This is a genomic window from Abiotrophia sp. HMSC24B09, assembly GCF_001815865.1.
In the GTDB taxonomy this organism is placed as follows: Bacteria; Bacillota; Bacilli; order Lactobacillales; family Aerococcaceae; genus Abiotrophia.
The window spans coordinates 12,664-34,645 of the sequence record NZ_KV822213.1 but is presented as its reverse complement, the minus strand read 5'-3'; the positions used below and the strand labels follow the sequence as shown (position 1 = coordinate 34,645).

General features: G+C 47.9%; 21 protein-coding genes and 1 riboswitch. Of the genes, 6 read left to right on the top strand and 15 right to left on the bottom strand.

Translation table 11 applies throughout. The annotated features are described in order from the left end of the window. The coding region (locus HMPREF3093_RS09850) for a glucosaminidase domain-containing protein (protein WP_180363297.1) at positions 1-951 on the bottom strand (951 nt) is incomplete at its 3' end. A gap of 137 nt (positions 952-1,088) precedes the next feature. On the opposite strand from HMPREF3093_RS09850, the gene HMPREF3093_RS08305 reads away from it, so the two are divergent. After that, positions 1,089-1,658, top strand: coding sequence for a tRNA 5-(aminomethyl)-2-thiouridylate-methyltransferase MnmM (locus HMPREF3093_RS08305; protein WP_070756517.1), 570 nt, complete (start codon positions 1,089-1,091; stop codon positions 1,656-1,658). A gap of 42 nt (positions 1,659-1,700) precedes the next feature. Here HMPREF3093_RS08305 and metK read toward each other — a convergent pair whose 3' ends face one another. Further along, positions 1,701-2,882: a methionine adenosyltransferase gene (gene metK / locus HMPREF3093_RS08300; protein WP_070756516.1), complete on the bottom strand. Its 1,182-nt coding sequence runs from the start codon at positions 2,880-2,882 to the stop codon at positions 1,701-1,703. Next, positions 2,880-2,968, bottom strand: a riboswitch (SMK box riboswitch). (Overlaps the previous gene by 3 nt.) A gap of 62 nt (positions 2,969-3,030) precedes the next feature. Between metK and HMPREF3093_RS08295 the strand changes: the two genes are divergently transcribed. Continuing rightward, on the top strand, positions 3,031-3,831 hold the full coding sequence (locus HMPREF3093_RS08295) for a hypothetical protein (RefSeq protein ID WP_070756515.1): 801 nt from the start codon (positions 3,031-3,033) through the stop codon (positions 3,829-3,831). Positions 3,832-4,305: 474 nt separating this feature from the next. Here the strand turns inward: HMPREF3093_RS08295 and HMPREF3093_RS08285 are convergent, their stop codons facing one another. From HMPREF3093_RS08285 to HMPREF3093_RS08255, 7 genes are all read right to left on the bottom strand, one after another. Beyond that, positions 4,306-4,809 (bottom strand): hypothetical protein, encoded by a 504-nt coding sequence (locus tag HMPREF3093_RS08285; protein WP_070756513.1) that lies wholly within the window; start codon positions 4,807-4,809, stop codon positions 4,306-4,308. Positions 4,810-4,941: 132 nt separating this feature from the next. Further along, positions 4,942-5,478 carry a hypothetical protein gene (locus tag HMPREF3093_RS08280; protein ID WP_070756512.1) on the bottom strand — a complete coding sequence of 179 codons (537 nt, stop codon included), beginning with the start codon at positions 5,476-5,478 and terminating at the stop codon, positions 4,942-4,944. A gap of 140 nt (positions 5,479-5,618) precedes the next feature. After that, complete coding sequence (locus HMPREF3093_RS08275) at positions 5,619-6,245, bottom strand: hypothetical protein (RefSeq protein WP_070756511.1); 627 nt, start codon at positions 6,243-6,245, stop codon at positions 5,619-5,621. A gap of 36 nt (positions 6,246-6,281) precedes the next feature. Next, positions 6,282-7,127: a DegV family protein gene (locus HMPREF3093_RS08270; protein ID WP_070756510.1), complete on the bottom strand. Its 846-nt coding sequence runs from the start codon at positions 7,125-7,127 to the stop codon at positions 6,282-6,284. 135 nt (positions 7,128-7,262) lie between these two features. Beyond that, on the bottom strand, positions 7,263-8,477 hold the full coding sequence (locus HMPREF3093_RS08265; RefSeq protein ID WP_070756509.1) for an acetyl-CoA C-acyltransferase: 1,215 nt from the start codon (positions 8,475-8,477) through the stop codon (positions 7,263-7,265). A 40-nt stretch (positions 8,478-8,517) separates the two neighbouring features. Further along, positions 8,518-9,669, bottom strand: coding sequence for an alpha/beta fold hydrolase (locus tag HMPREF3093_RS08260; RefSeq protein ID WP_070756508.1), 1,152 nt, complete (start codon positions 9,667-9,669; stop codon positions 8,518-8,520). Positions 9,670-9,691: 22 nt separating this feature from the next. Next, positions 9,692-10,462 (bottom strand): hypothetical protein, encoded by a 771-nt coding sequence (locus tag HMPREF3093_RS08255; RefSeq protein WP_070756507.1) that lies wholly within the window; start codon positions 10,460-10,462, stop codon positions 9,692-9,694. A 177-nt stretch (positions 10,463-10,639) separates the two neighbouring features. Between HMPREF3093_RS08255 and uvrC the strand changes: the two genes are divergently transcribed. Then, positions 10,640-12,463 (top strand): excinuclease ABC subunit UvrC, encoded by a 1,824-nt coding sequence (gene uvrC, locus HMPREF3093_RS08250; RefSeq protein WP_070756506.1) that lies wholly within the window; start codon positions 10,640-10,642, stop codon positions 12,461-12,463. Between the two features lie 33 nt (positions 12,464-12,496). Here the strand turns inward: uvrC and HMPREF3093_RS08245 are convergent, their stop codons facing one another. From HMPREF3093_RS08245 to thrS, 5 genes are all read right to left on the bottom strand, one after another. After that, positions 12,497-13,189 carry a DUF6796 family protein gene (locus HMPREF3093_RS08245; protein WP_070756505.1) on the bottom strand — a complete coding sequence of 231 codons (693 nt, stop codon included), beginning with the start codon at positions 13,187-13,189 and terminating at the stop codon, positions 12,497-12,499. A gap of 95 nt (positions 13,190-13,284) precedes the next feature. Continuing rightward, positions 13,285-14,904 (bottom strand): chaperonin GroEL, encoded by a 1,620-nt coding sequence (groL, locus tag HMPREF3093_RS08240; RefSeq protein WP_070756504.1) that lies wholly within the window; start codon positions 14,902-14,904, stop codon positions 13,285-13,287. A 35-nt stretch (positions 14,905-14,939) separates the two neighbouring features. After that, on the bottom strand, positions 14,940-15,206 hold the full coding sequence (locus tag HMPREF3093_RS08235) for a co-chaperone GroES (RefSeq protein WP_070756503.1): 267 nt from the start codon (positions 15,204-15,206) through the stop codon (positions 14,940-14,942). Positions 15,207-15,323: 117 nt separating this feature from the next. After that, the gene (locus HMPREF3093_RS08230) at positions 15,324-16,556 is read right to left on the bottom strand and encodes an O-antigen ligase family protein (RefSeq protein WP_070756502.1); all 1,233 of its coding nucleotides are present in this window, start codon (positions 16,554-16,556) and stop codon (positions 15,324-15,326) included. Between the two features lie 301 nt (positions 16,557-16,857). Further along, positions 16,858-18,801 carry a threonine--tRNA ligase gene (thrS, locus tag HMPREF3093_RS08225; RefSeq protein ID WP_070756501.1) on the bottom strand — a complete coding sequence of 648 codons (1,944 nt, stop codon included), beginning with the start codon at positions 18,799-18,801 and terminating at the stop codon, positions 16,858-16,860. Between the two features lie 49 nt (positions 18,802-18,850). On the opposite strand from thrS, the gene HMPREF3093_RS09845 reads away from it, so the two are divergent. Then, positions 18,851-18,991: a hypothetical protein gene (locus tag HMPREF3093_RS09845; RefSeq protein WP_180363295.1), complete on the top strand. Its 141-nt coding sequence runs from the start codon at positions 18,851-18,853 to the stop codon at positions 18,989-18,991. Between the two features lie 171 nt (positions 18,992-19,162). Here HMPREF3093_RS09845 and HMPREF3093_RS08220 read toward each other — a convergent pair whose 3' ends face one another. Continuing rightward, a complete protein-coding gene (locus HMPREF3093_RS08220; protein ID WP_070756500.1) occupies positions 19,163-20,143 on the bottom strand; it encodes an aromatic acid exporter family protein in 981 nt (326 codons plus the stop codon). A gap of 152 nt (positions 20,144-20,295) precedes the next feature. On the opposite strand from HMPREF3093_RS08220, the gene HMPREF3093_RS08215 reads away from it, so the two are divergent. Next, positions 20,296-20,595, top strand: a complete 300-nt coding sequence (locus HMPREF3093_RS08215) for a hypothetical protein (RefSeq protein WP_070756499.1) — start codon at positions 20,296-20,298, stop codon at positions 20,593-20,595. Positions 20,596-20,696: 101 nt separating this feature from the next. Then, a complete protein-coding gene (locus tag HMPREF3093_RS08210; protein WP_070756498.1) occupies positions 20,697-21,911 on the top strand; it encodes a D-alanyl-D-alanine carboxypeptidase family protein in 1,215 nt (404 codons plus the stop codon). Positions 21,912-21,982: the final 71 nt, after the last annotated feature.

The following is a 21,982-nucleotide window of genomic DNA, read 5'->3' as shown; positions in this document are numbered from 1 at the left end:
GTAGCTATCACCGGCTTGGACTGTGTATGAGCCACCCGCTGATGGTGCTGCAGAGCGCGTACTTGTAGTTGAGCTTGAAGTTGAAGCAGCAGAGCCACTTGTATTTGAAGCAGAACCTGGTACTACCAAGCTTTGACCTGGATAGAGGAAGTAGCTTGAGGTACCGTTCAAGCGTTGCAATTCTTCAATTGAAATGCCGTACTTGTTAGCAATACGCCAGTAGCTATCGCCTGCTTGAACCGTATAAGAACCGCCACCAGTCGCTTGAGCTTGTGGACGAGCTGGGCTAGCAGTGCTGGAACCACCCGCATCATATTGAGTCAAGCCATAGGTTTGAATTAATTGGTTGAGCTTAGACGCGTAACGAGTATCTGTCGCATAACGACCCGTTAAGTGTTGTGTTGCGTCTTGATAAGAGTTGGTCGCACTCACGCGCGCCCCATAATAGAATTTATAGCGCCAGCTGTTAGGATTGTTGTCCCCAGTTAAAAGCGAAGCATAGTCATTCAGGGATTCACCATAGTTGCTATACTTACGGAAAGGTTCCTTAGCAGCATAGTAGTTACCACTACCGTCGTCTTCTAAGGTGTCCATACGAACGGAATTACCGTTATAGTCACCCTTGATCCCGAATAAGTTATAGTTAGGTGCTGATGCTAATCCACTTTGGCCCCAACCTGATTCTAAAATTGCTTGCGCAATCATTACAGAGGCATACAAGTCATTATTCTTAGCGATATCGCGTGCATACCCTCCAATAGTTGATAAGAAGTTTTGTTGGGTAGCTGTTTGAGCTTGTACGGTCACCTTTGGTGCAGTGAGCGTGCTTAAAGTAGATGCAGAAGCGAATAAGACTAAGCCTGCATTAACCACTTTGGCAATTTTCTTATTTGATTCGTGGCGCTGTGCTTGTTTACGACGATTAATCACCGCTTGACGCGTTAATTTCACGTATATTCCCCCATTCTGCCATTTTATGATACAATACCATTATATAGAAAGCCTCTCGCTAAAAAAAGGGGCCTAGCCCCCTTTTCGTTTACTTTTAACTATTGTGTAACTTTCACGTAATACAAAGGAGTTTGTCTATGCAACGCGCTCTACACTACAGCCACACCCTCTTAGCCGCCTTAATCCTACGTTTTCCAGATGGTGTTTATATTGATGGCACCCTAGGCAAAGGACACGACACGGCCTTCATTCTCAGCCAACCAGGCTTTTGTGGCCAGGTTATGGGCTTTGATATCCAAGATCAGGCCTTGGCTTGGACTCAGGAACGACTGGCTGATATTCCAAACCGGGATTCTGCCCAGCTTTTTCTAGCTTCTCACGACCAAATCCATACGCTTTTAGCTGAGGTCTCCCAATTCAGTGGTGCCATTTATAATCTGGGCTATCTGCCCGGTGGCGACCACCAAATCACAACTCAAGAGACTTCCACCCTGGCCTCTCTAGACCAGGTGCGAACCAAACTTCGGGTTGGCGGTCAAATTATTTTGGTTATCTACAGTGGGCACCCTGAAGGCGCCAAGGAAAAGGATGCCCTCTTCCAAGCCTTAGCCAGCTGGCCCCAAGAAGAATTCCAAGTCCTTCATTATGGCTTCATCAACCAACGGAATAATCCACCACAGCTCCTCATCATCGAGCGTATCAAGTAAGTAAAAAAAGCTGAGACCTAAGTCTCAGCTTTTCATTTTGTCTTATTCTGCAAGCGCAGCTTTGAGTTCATCTACCTTGTTGACCTGCTCCCATGGTAAGACCACGTCTTGACGACCAAAGTGACCATAGGCTGCTGTCTGTTTATAGATTGGGCGACGCAAGGCCAAGGTGCGGATAATCCCATCTGGCGTTAAGTCAAAGAGTTGACGTACTGCCTGAACGAGACGACTTTCAGAGACGACACCTGTTCCAAAGGTTTCAATCCGAATAGAAACGGGTTGCGCGACCCCAATCGCATAAGCCAATTGCACCTCACAACGCTTAGCTAAGCCAGCTGCCACGATATTCTTGGCAATGTAGCGAGCCATATAGCTAGCTGACCGGTCCACTTTGGTTGCATCCTTACCAGAGAAGGCACCGCCACCATGGCGAGCATAGCCACCATAGGTGTCTACAATAATCTTACGACCTGTCAGACCGGAGTCTCCTTTAGGCCCACCGATGACAAAACGACCGGTTGGGTTGATTAAGAAGCGGGTTTGTTCATCTAATAAATGTGCCGGAATCACAGGCTTCACTACTTGTTCAATCACGTCTTGACGCACAGTTTCTAAGGTTGCTTCAGGCGCATGTTGAGTCGAAATGACGACTGTATCCACCCGTAGGGCTTGACCGTCTTCCCCGTACTCAACGGTTACTTGAGACTTACCATCTGGTCTTAAATAAGCTAATTGGCCAGACTTACGCACCTCACTCAGACGTTTAGCTAGGCGGTGGCTAAGCGCGATTGGTAATGGCATGAATTCTTCCGTCTCATCACAGGCATAACCGAACATGAGCCCTTGGTCACCCGCCCCAATCAATTGATCGGTTGCTTCGTCCCGGGTTTCAATGGCCGCATCTACCCCTTGAGCGATATCAGGTGATTGTTCGTCAAGCGCGACCAAGACGGCCACATTATCGCCATCAAAGCCATAATCACTTGAATCATAGCCAATTCCCTTAATAGTTTCGCGTACAATTTGTTGGATATCGACATAGGCAGTCGTGCTGACTTCCCCGAAGACCAATACCAAGCCGGTGTTGACTGCGGTCTCGCAGGCTACCCGGGCTAGTGGGTCTTGTGTCAGGATGGCATCTAAGATGGCATCACTAATTTGATCGGCAACTTTATCTGGGTGGCCTTCCGTCACCGATTCAGATGTAAACAACTTTCTTTCCATAGTAATTTCCCCCATTTTGTAGATTGGTTACAAGGCAACTTCATTAAGAAAATGAATCCCATCGGGAATTTATTGTTGTAACTGACTCCATTATACATTAGTATAGTAGATATAGATAGTAAAAAATGTCGAAAAAAGAGGATTAGCTATGAAACACTTTGCACACTTTCTAAGACATCCCCTCATTCGAATCTTCCTGGCGCCACTAGGCTTTGGGATATATGGTTTAATCGTAGGGATGTACCACACTACCGAAATCAACTGGTTAGCCTTGGGCTATCTCTACCTGATTTTAGTCAGCAGTCAGTTGATTGACCACTACTTCTTCGTTCGCTTCAATACCCGCAAGGCCAATGCTAGCTCGCCAGTGATTCTATACGCCATGGAAATTCTGCTCTGGGCAGCAACCGTGGGCTTTATGTGGCAGCATCATTGGGGGGCTAACCTCTTACTCCTCCTCTATATCGCCTATACCCACATTCAGCATTATCCTTATAATCTGACCAACAGCCTCTACCAGTTAATTCTAAATATCTTCTTCCAGGCCTTCATCGTCAACAACCTAGCCTACTTCAGCCAGACAGGGACCATCACGACCGGCTTCCTCATCAGCCTCCTGCCTCTGGCAGCCTTACAACTGGCCTTTCAAGCTGAAGGCAATAGTCTAGTTAGTCAACTAACGGGACACCCTTCCGTCATGCCACATGGCTTAAAAACAAGTCTAGTGCTTATCTTGAGCCTAGTAGCTGTGGCTGCCGGGACCTACTTAAGTTTCCCATCCAAATCTTATTTTATGCTCCAACTCCTCTTTATCGCCGGGAGCGCCTTGACCTTAGCCCCTCTTTTGGTCCAAACTCGACAACATAACCAGAGCCAAAATAAACTCAACTATCTCAGCACTAGTTACTTGCTGATTAGCATCCTGTATGGCTTGGCCTTCTGCTTCTAACATATATGGCAAAAACAGCCGTCCCCACCTACGTGTGGGAACGGCTGTTTTTGGGTGTCTAGTCAGGCAACTTAGCCCAAAAATCATGGTATCGCACGGTTGCGCATGATGCTGACAACTGTCACGATTAACATCACCAAGATTGGAAGGTAGCTCCATGACAAAGGTAGTCCTAATAGGGCAATATATCCGAACAAGGTACATCCCACCACCAATTTCTCCAGTGTGGTCTTCTGGCCACGAAGACTCCATAGGGATAATATAATACCTAGGATTATCAAGATCAGCATACTGCCGAGATAAATCCGAAGCGGCCAATGGCTACCCAAACTTGTTAACATAATGGGCGACGGGATACTCAGAGCTATTTCTAGCACCTCGATAGTGTCTCTTAAGATTAAGAAATTCCCGATTGAAAACACCAAAAAGAAAGCATTGAAGGGGAGTAAGACTTGTTTTATCTTCAAGGTATTCTCACCTCCTCTGATTCAGTAAATTATAGAGCCATTGAAGATTCCAGTCTGGAGTAGGCTGTGCGTCTACTAGAGGTGCCCCAATTTCTTCGATAATCTCATTGATGAGTGTTTGGTCTTCTTCAGAAGGGCTTACTCTGCAATCACAACGCTTGCTAAATATATACTCTATTCTCCCCTCAGCACTTAAGGCATACATAACATTATGATAAGTAAGATTAATCTCTGTGCCTTCGTCACCATAAATTGCAAATGTAATATCACTCCCACGACTATTAACTCTAAACCTTATGTTACTAGTCAATGTATCTTGCTTAAAGTGATACCCTGGTATCTGACGGGAGTCCCTATATAACATAAACCGCAGCGCTTCCCACTCTGGTGAGAACCGCCCTTCAACGTTTTGTGCGTAATAGGGTGCATATTTCTTAAGATTCAATTCCAGCCTCCCCTTAACAAATAAGAGTGCCAGCATCAGTAAGACCGAGAAGATGATAATCAACATTCTTTTTCTCTTCACCCTTATCTCTACCTTCTTAACCTTCGTTTAATATAATTTGTTACCTTGCCAATAGGACGCTTAATATATCGCTCAACCAACAGCTTATTGTAGCTACTTACTACAGAGTTTACCTTTCTATGTATTGCTCCAGCTACTTTTCTGATTCAGCAAATTATAGAGCCATTGAAGATTCCAATCTGGAGCAGGCTGTGCTTGAATGATAGGTTCAAAAATTGTAGCAAGTGCTTCATCTACGAATATTTGCTCCTCATCTGAAATGTCATGTCTCAGACTAGTTAATAAGGGAGTATCTACAGGTATATACTCAACTTGACCCAAAGGAGTTAGCGAGTAGTGGATGGCCTCATCATTATAATAGAGTTGTCTACTGTCCGCAATTACGATATAACGAATTTTGGCTCCATTATACGCCGTGGTAAATTCCCAATCTCCGCTTAAATTATCTCTCTTGTACTTATAATTATCAAGTTCAGGATGCTCGATTTGATTAAAGTTTCGCATTGCTTCTTGCAAAGGCGAGTATCTTCCTTCGGTGTACCTTGCATAGTATACGCTATAAGTTGATAAGTTGTCTGACACTTTCGTCCATGCAAAAAGTCCTACAACGGTAACTATACATACAATTATAAATAACTTCCATTTTGATTTCATATCTTTCTCCCATGAGTCATTTTAAGCAATGATTTGGGTTGTCGCACTTATTCTTGCGATCTTCCTTTTTCGGTGTTGCACTTAATTATACAATCTGCGCCCCAAAAAAAGCTAGGACGCATGCCCTAGCCTCTCGTTGTTTAGCCTGTAATGAAATTTCCCAGGAATACCCACAGGATGCAGAGGACCACTTGGACGCTCACCATGTAGAATAACCATTGGCTTGGTAGGCGCGGAATCTTCAGCTTGTAGACGAAGGCTACCGCTAGGAGCGCGTAGACCAACATCAGGAAGATTTGGAAGACAGTCAGCGGGAGCAGGAAGCCTACTAAGGACACGACCTGAATCGCGAAGACGCCTAGTTCTAGTGGCAAGCCGACGCTGTGGCGCTTGTCCACTGGATCTTGGAATTCGGCCGCTTGGTTGAAGTAGGCCAGGCGAATTCCGACTGCCAAGATGTAAAGTGCGAAGACAATGAGGCTAAAGGCGCCCGCATTGGTTACCGCCATCAGATAGACGCCCGGGAGGACGCCATAAATGAGGAAACTACTCAAGGTCTTGAGCTCCTTGGCGAAGGCAGCCTCCGCCACCGAAGACTGGAATTGATTCATGAAGCCTCCGACGAACAAGTCGATGATGGAGGCAATAATCAAGGAAACAAGGGCGTACTGTAGTTCACGATGAAAGGCGAACCCGATCCCTGTCGCTGCAAAAAACAAACCTGCTAATAACACCACATTGGAGCGGTGCAACTTCCCAATAAACATACCGACACCCTGCTTTCTTTTAAATTTTTACACTTCTTAGGCTTTCTCGAAGCCAATAATGAGACCGTGGTACTGCGCGTAGAAGGTGCAGAGCCCATTAAAATCCACTACCTCAATTTGAGCCTGAGGATAGTGTTCACGCAGCAAAGCACTCACCGCTTCAACCACTTCTGGATTGTCGCTATGAGAAATCGCCACTTTACCACCTTGGTAACCATGCTTGAGCATTTCTTCTACGGTTGCTTTCACAGCCCGTTTGCTCCCCTTGGACTTGGCCCCAATCTCAATCTTACCTTCAGCTGTACGAACCCCAATCAAACGGATGCCCAAGAGGCCAATCATACCACCGACTAGACGGTTGACACGGCCAGCTTTGACCAAGTTATCTACTGATTCTAAGATGAAGACTACATCCGTCTTTTGATGATAATCCTTTAGGCTAGCTACCACTTGGTCAAAATCCAGGCCAGCTTGTACCAATTCCAAACCCTTAGCAATCAAGAGGTCGTTCTCTGTCCCCGCAGACAAGCAGTCAAAGATATAGATATTAGCCAATGGGTTTTCTTCCAAAGCCATATTGCGACCAAGCTGGGCGCTATTATAAGAACCTGATAAGCCACTTGAGATGGTAAAGCAGATGACATTTTCGGCTCCTTCGAAGGCATTGGCATAAGCTTGAGGAGACGGACAAGCAGTCGAAGAGGCCTCCTTGCTGTCTTGCATATCCTTTACAAAAGTTGCCATATCTAAGTTGGCATCATCCACATATACCTGAGTGCCAATATTAATCATTAAAGGTACTAATTCAAAAGCGACATCCGTCCCTGCAAACAGGTCCGGCGAGATAGTCGCGCCTGAATCGGCTACTAACTTCCATTTCATAGGTAATTCCTCCCTCTATCTTCTCCCTAAGTATATAAAAGCCCACGGCAACTTGCAAACAAAATCACGCGTGGGACTCTCTTTTTATTTTTAGGATCTTTAGGGGCTAGCACTTTCCAGCCTCTCTATAAGCAACTATGCCTGATATCGTTTAACTAGGGCAGCAATCCCCATGCCCCCACCAATACAAAGGGAGGCAAGGCCATATTGACTCTCAGAACGAACTAACTCATGGCAGAGCGTCGCTAAGACTCGGACTCCTGAAGCCCCAATAGGATGACCTAAGGCAATGGCGCCACCATGAACATTGGTGCGCTCGGCTAGCCAACCAGCTGACACCCCGTGATGGGCGACTAAATCATGTGAAACAGCCAGTGCTTGAACCGCAAAAGCCTCATTGAGTTCGAAGCGGTCAACTGCTTCAAAAGGCACGCTAGTACGCTCTAAAACCTGCTCAATAGCCCCTACAGGACCAATCCCCATAAGGCTAGGGTCAACCCCTGCCTGACCAAAACCTAGAACTTCAGCCAGTGGCGTCAAGCGGTAGCGGTCTACGATTTCTTGACTCACCAAGCAGAGAAAGGCTGCGCCATCGTTAATACCTGACGCATTACCGGCTGTTACCGTCCCCTCTTTCTGGAAGGCAGGACGCAAACCAGCTAATTTCTCAGGGCTGGTTTTATAGTTAATATACTCATCTCGATCTATCACTTGACGATTGCCCTTGCGGTCGACTTCTGTCACAGCCACAATTTCCTGGTCAAAGAGGCCTGCTTGTTGAGCCGATTGAGCCTTGACTTGAGACTGATAAGCATAAGCATCTTGAGCTTGGCGACTAATGTCATATTGCTGAGCTAAATTCTCAGCCGTCACACCCATAGCATAGCCCCCAAAGGCATCAGACAAGCCATCCCGATAGAGGCTATCTACTAGAGGACTGCCACCATAAGCCATGCCCTTGCGAGATTTGCCATCTAAGACGAAGGCGGCCTGGCTCATACTTTCCACGCCCCCAACGATCAGGGCTTGGTTCTCACCGGCTTTAATCTTGGTATAGCCTTCATAGACTGCCTTCAAGCCACTCCCACAGACCATATTGACGGTGTAGGCTGGGGTCGTCATCGCTAGTCCTGCCTCTAGCGCGATTTGACGGGCCAAGTTTTGACCATGGCCAGCCGATAAGACATTCCCAACGATCACTTCTTCAATGGCTTCCACTGGCACTTGGTCTGATTCTAGCACTGCCCGGAGAACTTGGCTGCCCAAGTCTAGCGGACTGAGATTGGATAAGGCGCCAAGATAGCGACCAATGGCCGAGCGCTTAACTTCTGTAATATATACGCGTGTCATAAGTAACTCCCTTTAGTTCAAAGTTCAACGAAGGATTAAATCAATGGTCGCTTGCTGGCGCAAGACTGGCAACAAAATGACGAATACAGGTGACATAAGCTTGAATGAAAGCATCATCCTCCAAATACAATTCATGCTTACGCCCCGGCACACAGTAGGCTTGGGCTTGAGCTAGACTCGACGTCAAGCCATGAATGCCACTAGCTAAAACATGGTCGTCAAGCTCCGCCCGCCAGACTAGGACTGGCAAAGTGAGCTGGCCAAGGCCTTGACGAGACAAAATTTTGCGCGAGCTAGCTAGACTAGTTGCTAACCAAGACCAAGTAGCGCCCCAGCTAGGAATTGGATGGTTGGCTAGGTGCCAATGATGGAAATACTGGCCACGTTCATATTGAGTCGTCCAGCGATTCTGGCGGGGATACTGGCTATGACGTTCAGGATCAAAGGCGCCCTGACGCGGAGCATAAGCTTTGCCACCACCTAAACAAGTGACGGCTCGACTCAGTAGATGGGCATAGGCAAAAGGAATCTTGCCCGTATCGATTGCCAGCATAGGCGAGGAAAGGATGAGCCCTTGAGCTAAACCGGGATAGAGTTGGCATAGGCGAGTCGCGGCCGCTCCACCCATGGAGTGGCCGAATAGGACTAAGGGACCTTGGATTTTTCCTTGCTTGCCTAAATGGTCCAAAAGGCTAGCTAGGTCCTCAGCATATTGATCAAAACTTTGGCTATGAACGCTGGATTTGGGACCATAGGGACCACTGACGCCATGCCCTCTTAGGTCCACTGCAATGACCTGATAGCCTTCTTGATGCCAGTAATAGGTTAACTCCCGGAATTTTTCCTTGAACTCATTGAGACCATGGATGATTAGGAGAGTAGCCTGAGCCTCAGCATGAGGATAGAAATCAAAGGCTAGGGTCTGGCCGTCTTCTAAGGTAATCGTCTCTGACTGACCATGTTGGGCCAGATAAGGCTGAACCCAATCTGTCATTTCTTTGTCGAACTGGGCTTGCGATAGCCAGGCATGCTGAGTGCTAGCCTGAGCCTGCCAGCGGGTGACGTCAAAGACTTGCTCGCGATCATTACTTGGCTTGAGGCCATGTCGACGCTGGTAGACCTGGCCATAGGTCCAAGTCGCTAGCCCCAGGCCGACTAGACCGGGCAATAGATAAGCATAAGGTGAGGTCATGGTGGGGCTCCTTCAAGTTGAATTAAGGACTAGTAAGTGTATCGGAGGTGACAACTGCCACCAAACGCACGTAGGCCACGTCACCAACCAATTGGTCACTAGGCTGAGCGTAGAGGGTCACATATTGACTAGCAATATAGGCGCTGGTCTCCTGGCCTTCCATTTTGGCAAAGGCCTTATAGAGATAGTCGGCCAGAATGTCAGGGTGCTGGCGCCAAGTATCTAGGTGGACGTCATCCGCCGCAATGTAGAGCTCAAAGGTGGATTCCCCTAATCTGGAATTGGCATCCTCAATTGCTGGATGCGCCGTCCGAAAATCTTGCCCATCTAAGGTCCGGCTACTCAAGTAATAATAATCGGATAATTGACGAACCCGAGTTTGACTCCCTGTAGCAAGTTGGTGGCCGATCTGAATCTCTGGCCAACCGAGTTGGCTCCGATGTTGGTTAACTTGATTGACAAAGGCCTGATTCAGGCCATTCAAATCCAAACCCTGATTGAAGGTTTGGGCTGTGCGGGCGGCCTTCTGATATATAGGACTAGCCGCCACATTGGCTGCTACTTGATGGGGCTCTTGGTTGGCCCCGGATTGAATGGCATGGGACTGATTATCCTGAGGCTTATTTTGTGGAATATTCAATAATTTTTGGGCGATAGTCAGCATAGCTTGTGGGCGGCTGAGGCTATTATCCTGCCAGACAGCCTGAATCATATCCCGTCTGGCAAAGAGGGCCAGGCAGAGGACGACAATAATCGCCACTATCTTCAAAGGGGTCGTAGATCGTTTTTTCATGGTCAGTCTCCTTCTTCTACCATCTTAGGCAATTCTGACAGAGATTTCAATCTTGATGGCTGAGATTTACCCTTTCTTAAGATTTGAACAGGACATTTGTCCCAAGTCCTAAAAACGCGTATAATGTGTAGAGTAGACGGGGCTCCCTGCCCCTAGATTAAAGGAAGGAGGACCCCCATGACGGATGCCCAGTCCCAGACCGCCCAAGAACGGGCCAAGGTTCAAGAACGAATTGAAGCCAAGCTCAAGCTCTTGCCAGATTTACCCGGTTGCTATCTCATGAAAGATGCGGCCGATCAGATTCTCTATGTCGGCAAGGCCAAGAACCTTAAGAACCGGGTGCGCTCCTATTTCCGTGGCGCTCACGATACCAAAACTACCAAACTAGTGTCAGAAATCGACCACTTCGAGACCATCATCACCAACAGTAATAAGGAAGCACTCTTGCTGGAAATCAATCTAATTCAGCAATATAAGCCGCCTTATAATATTCGGCTCAAGGAAGGGACCATGTATCCCTACCTTAAAATCACCAAGGAACGCCATCCCCAACTCATCATCACATCCAATGTGACCAAGGACGGCGGTCTCTACTTTGGCCCCTTCCCTAATGTGGGGGCAGCCACCCAAACCCAGCAACTCTTACATCGGGTCTATCCCCTTCGTCGTTGTGGTAAAAATGAGAAACGGGCTTGCTTCTATTATCATCTAGGTCAGTGCATTGGTCCTTGCGATCATGAAGTCACCAAGGACATGTACCAGCAACAGATTCAGAAGATTAAGCAATTTTTCAACGGCGATATCCAACCCATTATGACTCAGCTCAAGGACAAAATGCAGGCAGCCGCCGAGCGTCTGGACTTCGAACAGGCCGCCGATTACCGGGACCAACTCCAATACATTGAGACCACTATCGAGCGTCAGATTATCATGAGCCAGGACTACGACAACACAGATGTCTTCGCCTATGACTTCCAACGGGGCTGGATTTCCATCCAGGTCTTCATGCTCAGACAAGGTAGCATCCTCAAACGTGAGGCTGCCATCTACCCTGCTTACACGGACCCCGACGAGGAGTTGACGACCTTTATCGCCCGCTTCTATCAGGAAGAAAACCACTTACTTCCTAAGGCTATCTTGGTCCCTGAGGATGTTGACAAGGACTTGTTATCGCAAGTGATTTCAGTCCCTATCAGCACGCCACAGCGAGGTAAGAAAAAATCCATGTTGGACCTTTGCGCTAAGAACAGCCAGCTGGCTCTCAATGAACGCCTCAACCTCTTGGACATCCAAGCCCAACAAACTCGTGGTGTCAGCGAAGACCTGGCGGCAGCCTTGGGTATCCCTCTGGCCTATCATATCGAAGCCTTCGACCACTCCAACATTTCAGGGACTGGCCTGGTGTCGGGTATGGTAGTTTACAAAGAAGGCAAGCCTGACCGCAAGAGCTACCGTAAGTTTAAAATCAAGGAATCTAACCAAACCAATGAATTTGCCCACACCCAAGAGGTCATTCGCCGTCGTTATTCGCGCTTACTGCGTGAGGAACAGCCCCTGCCTAATCTGATTTTGATGGATGGGGGCAAGGTCCAGGTCCGGGCAGCCCGCCAGGTGATTGAAGAGGAACTAGGCCTCTCTATTCCTGTCGCTGGCATGGTCAAAGACGACAAACACCGGACCGCTTCCCTCCTGAATGGCTATAGCGAGGAGTTGGTAGAGCTAGACCGCCAGTCGCCTGTCTTCCACTATATCCAAAGAATCCAAGAAGAAGTTCACCGCTACGCTATTTCCTACCACCGTCAAGTACGGAGCAAGCAACAATTCGCCTCTAAGTTAGACGCCATTCCGGGTGTAGGTAAGGTGACCCGCACCAAGTTGCTCAAACACTTCAAGTCCCTCAAGGCTATGAAAGAAGCCTCTATCGAGGACTATGCCAAGCTTGGTGTAAGGGCTGAATTGGCTGAACGGATTATTGCCTATCTAAGCAAACAAAAGGACTGAGCCTAAGCTCAGTCCTTTTTGCATACTATGATTTTAAGTGACTAGCCATAAAGCCAGGACGTAAAAACTAACCCAGGCTAAGTTAAGGGCAGCACCATTAAAGAGGGGCGTCCACCGGCGGATGACATAATGGCTAAGGCCCAGCCAGATTGGTGTGGTCACCAGCGGGGTGGCTAATAGAAAGTAAGTCGGCCACTGGGTCTGCCCAGTCACAATGGCCAGGCCATACAGAGCCCAACCCAAGTAGGTTATTACAATGGCCGACAGCCAGGTCACATTGAGTAAGTGATTGGCCTGATTAAGCGCCTCTACCAAAAATTTATTGGCCTTTCCCGCTTCTGCGTAATCCTGACAATAAGCCTTGCCTAGAATGGCTAGCACATAGAAAGCCCCATGAGCCAAAGGGGACAGGCTGAAGCCGATCAGGAGACAAAGCAGTCCCGCCCAGGCCAAGCCCCTTACTGGTTGGGCCATTTGCCAGAGGCCATAGAGACTTAGAAGCGGTAGCCAAATAGAAAATTGGGCCAGCCAAACACCCCAGCGTAAACGACGGTCGGTCCCTGATCTCATATAAAGAGCCAGGCGTAAATTGGTCACACCCCCTGCTTGGTAGCGGACCAAGTCTTCTTCAGTCACCGGCGCAAAACCTACTAGTAATATATCGCCCACCAACCAGGCCAGAGCCCCAAAAAGACCTGCCAAAAATGAAGCCTGCACTAGGGTCATCAAAATCCCTCCTCCACACTTGTTACTCTCAGTCTAGCACACCCTCAGCCTTTTATATAACAAAAAGGCTGAGACCAAGGTCTCAGCCAAATTTATTACATCATACCCGGCATGCCGCCCATTCCGGCTGGCATATCAGGGCTTTCTTTTGGAATGTCTGCTACAACGGCTTCTGTCGTTAAGAGCAAGGCTGCTACAGAGGCTGCATTTTGAAGGGCAGAACGGGTTACCTTGGTTGGGTCCACAATCCCTGCTTCAATCATGTTCTCAAAGACATCAGTTGCGGCGTTATAACCTACACCTTTTTCAGAGCGACGGAGGGTGTCCACAATGACAGAACCTTCCTTACCGGCATTAGCTGCAATCTGACGTACTGGTTCTTCCAAAGCACGTGCTACAATCTTAACCCCAGTTGCTTCGTCACCTTCAGCTTCAACTGCTGCCACGATTTCTTGAACGTTAACCAAGGCAGTACCCCCACCAGGCACGATCCCTTCTTCCACGGCCGCACGGGTCGCGTTGAGGGCGTCTTCGATGCGGAGTTTGCGTTCTTTTTGCTCAGTTTCAGTGGCTGCCCCTACTTTAATCACGGCTACCCCACCTGACAATTTAGCTAAACGTTCTTGGAGTTTTTCCTTGTCGAAGCTTGAGGTGCTTTCTTCTGCTTGGGCACGAATGACCGCAATACGGTCTGCGATGGCTTGCTTGTTGCCTGCCCCTTCTACGATAGTGGTAGAGTCCTTAGTCACCGTTACTTTACCGGCATGACCTAGATGTTCTACGGTCGCATCCTTCAGTTCAAAACCTAATTCTTCTGAAACAACGGTTGCCCCAGTTAAGACTGCGATGTCCTCCAACATAGCCTTACGACGGTCACCAAAACCAGGTGCCTTAACGGCCACTACATTCAAAGTCCCACGTAACTTGTTGAGGACTAAGGTTGGCAAAGCTTCGCCGTCTACATCTTCCGCAATAATAAGGAGCGGACGACCAGATTGCATAATACCTTCCAAGAGTGGTAAAACATCTTGAATGTTGGTAATCTTGCGGTCGGTCACAAAAATTACTGGATTTTCCAATTCAGCAACCATCTTCTCATTATCGGTTACCATGTATTGAGAGAGATAACCTCGATCAAATTGCATCCCTTCAACTACTGATAATTCCGTCTCGATAGACTTAGATTCTTCAATGGTAATCACACCGTCGTTGCCGACACGTTCCATCGCGTCCGCAATCAAGTCACCAATGGCTGGGTCGCCAGAAGAGACTGCGGCTACTTGGGCAATGGCTTCTTTGGATAGAACTGGTTGAGATAAGGCTTGTAAAGCTTCAACTGCTGCCTTAGTGGCCTTGTCAATCCCGCGGCGGATGCCAACTGGGTTAGCCCCAGCCGTCACGTTCTTCATCCCTTCATTAGCAATAGCTTGGGTCAAGACAGTTGCCGTCGTGGTCCCATCACCGGCTACATCATTGGTCTTACTAGCCACTTCTAGCACCAATTGCGCCCCCATGTTCTCGAAGCGGTCTTCTAATTCGATTTCACGTGCGATGGTTACCCCATCATTGGTAATCAAAGGGGAGCCAAAGGTCTTGTCTAAGACCACATTACGGCCCTTAGGCCCTAAGGTTGTTTTGACTGTGTTTGCTAAAATATCTACCCCGCGCAAGAGAGCTGCGCGAGCGTCTTCTGAGAATTTCAATTCTTTTGCCATCAAGAGTCACTCCTTTTCTATTCTTTGCCTTGTGCTTAGCCTAAAACGGCCAAGACATGGTCTAATTCAATTACTAAATATTCTTGGCCGTCTTGCTTAACGGTCACGCCTGCATAAGATTCAAAGACAACGCGGTCGCCGACTGCGACTTCGCCAGCGCTTGCTACTTCCTTGCTGACTGCTAGGACCGTCCCGGTCTCTTGTTTTTCTTGGGCGGCGCTAGATAAGATCAAGCCTCCGAGGCTTTTTTCTTCTGCTGGGGCTACTTCAATTACCAGTCGTTTGCCTAATGGTTTTAACATGGGATTTCCTCCATTCATTCTGAAACTTAGCACTCAAACACCTCAAGTGCTAACCACTCTTTTATAATAGTCTAAAATAGTCAAAAAAGCAAGTGATAGGCACTTGCTTTTTGAAACTTATGATTTAATTTTTAGATAGCCGTCTTCTGACCGATAAGAAGCTAAGGCTTCCCAAACTGCCACTGGACAAGTCACAATGAAGAGGAAGATATAGCCAGTCTGTAACCACATGACCGCAACGTCACTGAGGCCATGGACCAAGACGGTGACAATCATGGCGGTCACTAGCCCAATCTCAGCTTGAACTTCTGGTTTGAACCAGAGGGCCACCCGTTCACGGAAGTAGCCAACCGTCCCAATCAAGTAGATTGCCGTCCCATAGAGACCATAAGAAGAGAGGAACTCTAGGAAAATCTGATGGGCATGAGGTTGTCCCTTACCACCATAGAGATAGAAGAAACTGAAGTAGGACATAGGTCCCCGACCTGTTAAAGGATAATCGGTGAAGATGCCCCAGGCCGCCCGCCAAATCATTTCCCGCTCTTCTAAGCTATGAGAGAAGGAAGCCGAGGTAAAGCGCGCCAAGAGTTCCGGGAAGAAGAAGACCAGACAGGCCCCTGCTAACCCAATCCCTCCTAGCCACAAGACCAATCGGCGATTAATGAAGAAAACAAAGGTGATGGTTCCCACTACCAGGGCAGGTAAGGCCATGCGGGAGGCGGTCAGCAAAATGCCGACCACATTCAAGACCATGCTAAGACCATACCAGACCTTGGCCTTCTTAGTGTCTGCCTTGACAAAGAGGTAGGCCCCCACCAAGAGGGCAAAAATACAGAAGAGCCCATAATAGTTGGCATTAAAGAGGGTTGACATGGCCCGGTGTTGGGGGTTAGGATCCCGCACAATATAGTCCAGGGGGAGACCATGACTAGCAATAAAGACTTGGTAGTGATAGATAGCATAGAGACTAGTTCCAATGCTACCTAAGCCAATGATATTGAGCATTTTTATCAGTAGGTCTGGTGTTACAAAACTACGATAAATCCGGAAGAAGGTCCAAACTAGGATAAAGCCTAGTGCCGCCCAGATGCCATACTGATTGCGGTTGGCGAAGGCTATGATAAAGCTAAAAATCGCGCCCGCGCCGAACCAGCCTGTTCCTAGGGCAATCTTCCATAAACGTCGCCGGTACTTCCAGAAAATCAAGCCCACGGCTATTACCGCCGCTGGCACACTAATATAAAAAGGAAAAAGAATTAAGATACTTACATAAGTCATAATGAGTGCAGGCTGCGACATTAGATCGCGGAACGTTGGCCGTGTCGCCTGCTTGCTTTCAGTAGTTTCCATATAAGCTACTCCTCGTTGATCAGGGTCAATTATTACCTTCTTATTTTACCCTATTTGGCCGAAAATTTCCAATCATGCCATAAGCAAAGTCTGTCTTTAGCATGATCTCTTCTAGTTGCATCTGCCACCCTATCTATCAATCTATCTATTGATAGATAGGGTATGAGCCAGCAAATTTACGTGCTCTATCAGACACAAGTTGTGTTTGGCTTTCCCGTGATAAAAGCCAAAAGGCTAGATTCTACCTCGTCCCCTAGGACGGCAGGCAGGATCTAGCCCTTTTCTATTTATTCAATACCTATTAGTTAAGACGGCTCTTGTTAGCGACGTCCTCGCTTAAGAGGCGGACAAAGTCGTCATAGCTGTAGCTTTCTGACTTGGCAGAACCGTAGTGGCGGACGTTAACCGTGCCTTCAGACACTTCTTGGTCCCCAATAACAATTTGGTAAGGAATCTTCGCTGTTTGAGCGGAGCGAATCTTGTAACCCAACTTCTCATTACGCAAGTCCATATCCACACGGAAACCTTTGGCCTTCAAGTCTTCATAGATTTCTTGAACGCGGTCACTGTGAGCCTCTAGGCTAACTGGCAAGAGGGCCACTTGAACGGGCGCCAACCAAGTTGGAAAGGCTCCCTTGTACTCTTCGATTAAGTAAGCCACAAACCGTTCCATGGTAGACACAACCCCACGGTGGATGACCACTGGACGGTGGTTATCTTGCCCATCTTCCCCAACATAAGTCAGGTCGAAGCGTTCTGGTAAGAGGAAGTCCAACTGAATGGTAGACATGGTTTCTTCCAAGCCAATAGCAGTCTTGAATTGAATGTCCAATTTAGGTCCGTAGAAGGCCGCTTCCCCGATGGCTTCGAAGTAGTCTAAGCCCAACTCATCCATGGCTTCCTTAAGCATAGCTTGCGCCTTTTCCCACATTGCATCGTCGTCAAAGTATTTCTCTTTGTTTTCTGGGTCACGGTAGCTGAGACGGAAGCGGTAGTCTGTAATCCCAAAGTCATGGTAAACCGCCTTAATCAAGTCTAGCACGCGGATGAATTCTTCCTTGATTTGGTCAGGACGCACGAAGATATGAGCGTCGTTCAGGGTCATTTCACGAACCCGTTGTAAACCAGATAGGGCACCTGATTTCTCATAACGGTGCATCATACCTAATTCTGCAATCCGGATTGGCAATTCGCGGTAGGAATGGATGTCATTCTTATAAATCATCATGTGGTGTGGGCAGTTCATTGGCCGCAAGACAAGCATTTCGCCGTCGCCCATGTCCATTGGTGGGAACATGTCGTCCTTGTAGTGAGCCCAGTGGCCAGATGTTTGATAGAGGTCTACCTTGGCCATGATTGGGGTATAAACGTGGTCATAGCCTAGGCTGATTTCCTTGTCCATGATATAACGTTCGATCACACGACGGATGGTTGCCCCTTTTGGTAACCAGAATGGTAAACCAGAGCCTACTTCCTTAGATACCATGAAGATACCCAGTTCTTTCCCTAATTTACGGTGGTCACGTTCCTTCGCTTCTTGGCGTAGGCGCAAGAATTCATCTAGGTCAGCTTGCTTGAAGAAGGCCGTCCCGTAAACCCGTTGCATCATCTTGTTGTCAGAGTTCCCACGCCAGTAAGCCCCAGCCAAGCTCAGCAGCTTGAAGACCTTAATCTTGCCTGTTGATGGAACATGAATCCCACGGCAGAGGTCAGTAAAGTCTTCTTGTTGGTAGACAGTGATGACTTCATCTGCTGGTAGGTCTGTGATCAATTCGACCTTATAAGGGTCGTGCTTGAAGAGTTCCAAGGCCTCAGCGCGAGATACTTCCCGTCTTACAATTGGGTAGTTCTGGCTGATAATTTTCTTCATTTCCTTCTCAACTGCAGGTAGGTCGTCTTCAGTTAATTGAACTTCCTTGTCAGTATCGTAGTAGAAGCCTGATTCAATAGCTGGCACCAACCCAAAATGAATACCAGGATAGAGGCGAGTTAAGGCGTGAGCCATCAAGTGTGCGGTTGAGTGGCGCATAATTTCTAAGGCTTCCGGGCTCTTGTCGGTGATGATTTCAATGGTCCCGTCAGCTTCCAAGGGCCGGTCGTGGTCAACTAATTGACCTTGGAATTTGCCGGCTAAGGTTGCTTTGGCTAAAGAAGAGCCGATGCTAGCGGCCACTTGATCGACAGTGACACCCTTGCCATAGTGACGGACACTGCCGTCTGGGAAAGTTAAGGCGATTTGAGACATAATAGTTCCTCCTCATTGGATAATAGTGCTTGGTCGACAGTCTTAATCATTGGAAATAAAAAATCCCATTGACTCTGGTATTGCGACACAGAGTCAATGGGACGTTGATAACGTGGTTCCACCCAAATTTGCTTCTGCCACTGGCAAAAGCCTCTTGGTGCTGGTAACGGGAGCAACCGTCTTGACTTAACAGGCTAATTATTGCCCTTAGGTCAAGAATCAGTGAAGAGGTAAGCAACTATAGCGCCAGGATGTTGCACCAACCCATCCCTCTCTTGTGCACGCGACTAGCCACTCATGGCTTCACTCTCGATTAAGATTCTAGATATGTTATACCACTTTTGCTTGAAGAATTCAAGCCCTAGTCCCGGTCGATTTGCCAATCTTGGGCATAGGTCTGGTAGAAGGCTACCTTAAGAGCGATAAAGCGACTCAGGTCATTCAAGAGTTGGAAGAGTCGGGCACGATTCTCGAACTCCTGCCGGCTGACTGGCAAAGGTCGCTCCCGATAATAAGCTAGCAAGGCCTGGATATCGGCCATAAGATAGGTACCTGGATTGGCCGTTTCCAACTGGCTAGCCGTCAGATAAAAAATACCGGCCAAGACCTTGCTTTCTTCGCTCTCTAAGAAGCAGTCAGGCAAGGTGGTCATCATCTGCTCCAAAAGTTGGGCCTGAGCCTGACGCATTTCGACATAGTGGACATCATAATTGGTCTGCTTGAAGAGGCGGTTGTCACGCTCAGCCAAGACCGTTGTCAGGGCTGCCTCCAGTTCCTGATTAAGGGCCACTAAGGCGGCTAAGTCCACGCCCCGTCTAGCTTGGGGTTGTCGCAAAGAATCATGAATAGTCAAAAGCAACTGGCGTAACTGTTCTTCGATGCGCGCCCTGTGGGCCAGAATCAGGTCTTCTTTGGAAGGCATATAGCTATTAAAGGCTAGGGCTAGCCCTGCCCCAATGGCAAAGAGCCCCACTTGATTGAGCCAATAAGAGGCAGCTAACGACTGCCAACCTAAGAGTTGGGTGACGAGGACCGTGCTAGCCACTAGACCCGACATGAGTTGGAGCCGATAGCTGAGGGGTACATAGATGATCAGGAAGAGGGCTAGACTAAGCATGTTGAAGCCCAGACCAGCAAAGAGCAACCAAGCCAGGGCCAAGGCCACTACCATGGACACTAGACGCTCCTGGGCCAACTTAAGTGTGGTCCGGCGCGTATCCGACAAGCTCAAGAGGGCAATGACCCCCGCCGTCATCGGATTCAAGAGCCCCAGCGCCTGAGCGGTCAGCGCCGCCGCTAAGACAGCCAGGGTATATTTAGCAGTTCGTAATGGCAGGGACATGGCGCCCCCTCCCTTCCCTTATCTTTTTCTTCTATTGTTATACCATCTGAGCTGAAAAATAACAATCCCCACTAGTATTTTAGCTATCTTCACAAAATCTTCGCAATTATTAGCTATACTATGAAAGTACACCCCGAAAAGGAGCCATATCCATGCCTAACCCTCATCTTACCAAGGGATTTCGCCTAGCAGCCACTGTGCTGATTGACAATTACTGGATTCCCCGGCAAGAAGTCGAGCGCTACTTGGCCCGACGTCAATACTGGTCCCAAAGGCTTATGACCTACATGAGCCAGGCCGGTTGGCAAGCCCAACTTGACTTTGAAGGGAGCCAAGACGGTTTAGCCGTGCTAGGTTTGGATGCGCAAGGCCAAATCCAGGCCCTCATTCACCTGGATCCAGCCAATCTGACTGCCTTGGAAGCCGGTATAGCCCCGGAAGAACTCTTCTAATTGCCTATCTAATAGGAAATATGGGCTAAATTTATTGGCATATGCTTCTTTTTTCTGATACAATGACTATATAGGTCCAAATAACAGGAGGATTAGACTCGATGACCAAGTTACATACTAAGCTCGTTTTACTCACTCTAGCGAGCACTACCCTACTAGGTTTAGCTAGCCCTATTATGGCCCAAGAGCTAAAGAAAACCCCAGACTTAACTAAGGATTTTAGCCAAACTCAAGCCAGCCAAGCATCTAGCTTCACCATGCCGAGTGGCTACCCTGAAGAATTAAATAGCCTAACCGAAGATACCCGTTCTTATGTCGTGATTGACCAAGATACCCACAAGGTCTTGATGGAACGTGAAGGGAATAAGCCTTATCCAATTGCTTCTATGTCCAAAATTATGTCAGTTTACTTGACCTACAAAGCCATCGAGGAAGGCAAAATTAAACTAGACGATAAGATTAAGACACCTGAATCCATTGTCCGTGATTTCACCGACAATGCGGAATTATCTAATGCTGGCCTAGTGACCGATGCAGAATACACCGTCCAAGACCTCTTATACGGGATTATGTTAGCATCTGGTAACGATGCGACTACCCTTTTGATGTCTCACATCTACGGTTCTGAACAAGAAGCTGTTGCTGCCATTCGTCGCCAACTAGATGAATGGGGTATTGAGAACTATGAGTTCTACACCACATCTGGGGCGCCTAACAAGTACCTACCAGAAAGCTACTGGATTGAAGGGTCAACCAAGGACAGCCAGAACAAGATGTCTGCAGCTGATGTTGCCCTGATGGCCCAATACATCACTGAAAAATACCCACAAATCCTAGAACTGTCTTCTGCCCGTGAATACACCATGGCCAAAGACAGCGACCATCCAATTAAAATGGCCAACAACAACTTGCTCCTTGAAGGGGCTCAATATGGCCGTCCAGGCGTGACGGGTCTGAAATCAGGTTATACGGATGAAGCCGGCAAGTGCTTTGTCACTACCACTACTGAAAATGGCCGTAAGATGATTGCCGTTGTTATGGGGGTTCAAGAACCTTACTCTTCTTATGAAGAAACCAAGATTCTCTTGGACGGCTTGAACAAGCACCCTGAACTCTATCAATTAGAAGGCTTGGCTACCAACCTCCTGCCAACCCAAGCAGAGAAAGAAGCTCAAGCTGCTAAAAAGGCTGCAGAAGAAGCAGCAAGCAAGGCTCAAGCAGCAGGCAGCAAGGAAGAAAACGTTGAGAATCTCCCTAACCGCCGCAACAACCCATTTACTAACTTTATGCGCAGTATCTTTGGGATCTTTAACTAAGACTTATACCGGCTGAGGCTAATTCTCAGCCGATTTTTCTAACTAAGAAAACTTCCCATTATATCATATAT

Excerpts from the sequence above, each read along its gene's own strand:
- HMPREF3093_RS08305 (WP_070756517.1), top strand. The coding sequence starts at position 1,089 with ATGCAACGCGCTCTACACTACAGCCACACCCTCTTAGCCGCCTTAATC.
- metK (WP_070756516.1), bottom strand. The coding sequence starts at position 2,882 with ATGGAAAGAAAGTTGTTTACATCTGAATCGGTGACGGAAGGCCACCCA.
- HMPREF3093_RS08295 (WP_070756515.1), top strand. The coding sequence starts at position 3,031 with ATGAAACACTTTGCACACTTTCTAAGACATCCCCTCATTCGAATCTTC.
- HMPREF3093_RS08285 (WP_070756513.1), bottom strand. The coding sequence starts at position 4,809 with ATGTTGATTATCATCTTCTCGGTCTTACTGATGCTGGCACTCTTATTT.
- HMPREF3093_RS08280 (WP_070756512.1), bottom strand. The coding sequence starts at position 5,478 with ATGAAATCAAAATGGAAGTTATTTATAATTGTATGTATAGTTACCGTT.
- HMPREF3093_RS08275 (WP_070756511.1), bottom strand. The coding sequence starts at position 6,245 with ATGTTTATTGGGAAGTTGCACCGCTCCAATGTGGTGTTATTAGCAGGT.
- HMPREF3093_RS08270 (WP_070756510.1), bottom strand. The coding sequence starts at position 7,127 with ATGAAATGGAAGTTAGTAGCCGATTCAGGCGCGACTATCTCGCCGGAC.
- HMPREF3093_RS08265 (WP_070756509.1), bottom strand. The coding sequence starts at position 8,477 with ATGACACGCGTATATATTACAGAAGTTAAGCGCTCGGCCATTGGTCGC.
- HMPREF3093_RS08260 (WP_070756508.1), bottom strand. The coding sequence starts at position 9,669 with ATGACCTCACCTTATGCTTATCTATTGCCCGGTCTAGTCGGCCTGGGG.
- HMPREF3093_RS08255 (WP_070756507.1), bottom strand. The coding sequence starts at position 10,462 with ATGAAAAAACGATCTACGACCCCTTTGAAGATAGTGGCGATTATTGTC.
- uvrC (WP_070756506.1), top strand. The coding sequence starts at position 10,640 with ATGACGGATGCCCAGTCCCAGACCGCCCAAGAACGGGCCAAGGTTCAA.
- HMPREF3093_RS08245 (WP_070756505.1), bottom strand. The coding sequence starts at position 13,189 with ATGACCCTAGTGCAGGCTTCATTTTTGGCAGGTCTTTTTGGGGCTCTG.
- groL (WP_070756504.1), bottom strand. The coding sequence starts at position 14,904 with ATGGCAAAAGAATTGAAATTCTCAGAAGACGCTCGCGCAGCTCTCTTG.
- HMPREF3093_RS08235 (WP_070756503.1), bottom strand. The coding sequence starts at position 15,206 with ATGTTAAAACCATTAGGCAAACGACTGGTAATTGAAGTAGCCCCAGCA.
- HMPREF3093_RS08230 (WP_070756502.1), bottom strand. The coding sequence starts at position 16,556 with ATGGAAACTACTGAAAGCAAGCAGGCGACACGGCCAACGTTCCGCGAT.
- thrS (WP_070756501.1), bottom strand. The coding sequence starts at position 18,801 with ATGTCTCAAATCGCCTTAACTTTCCCAGACGGCAGTGTCCGTCACTAT.
- HMPREF3093_RS08220 (WP_070756500.1), bottom strand. The coding sequence starts at position 20,143 with ATGTCCCTGCCATTACGAACTGCTAAATATACCCTGGCTGTCTTAGCG.
- HMPREF3093_RS08215 (WP_070756499.1), top strand. The coding sequence starts at position 20,296 with ATGCCTAACCCTCATCTTACCAAGGGATTTCGCCTAGCAGCCACTGTG.
- HMPREF3093_RS08210 (WP_070756498.1), top strand. The coding sequence starts at position 20,697 with ATGACCAAGTTACATACTAAGCTCGTTTTACTCACTCTAGCGAGCACT.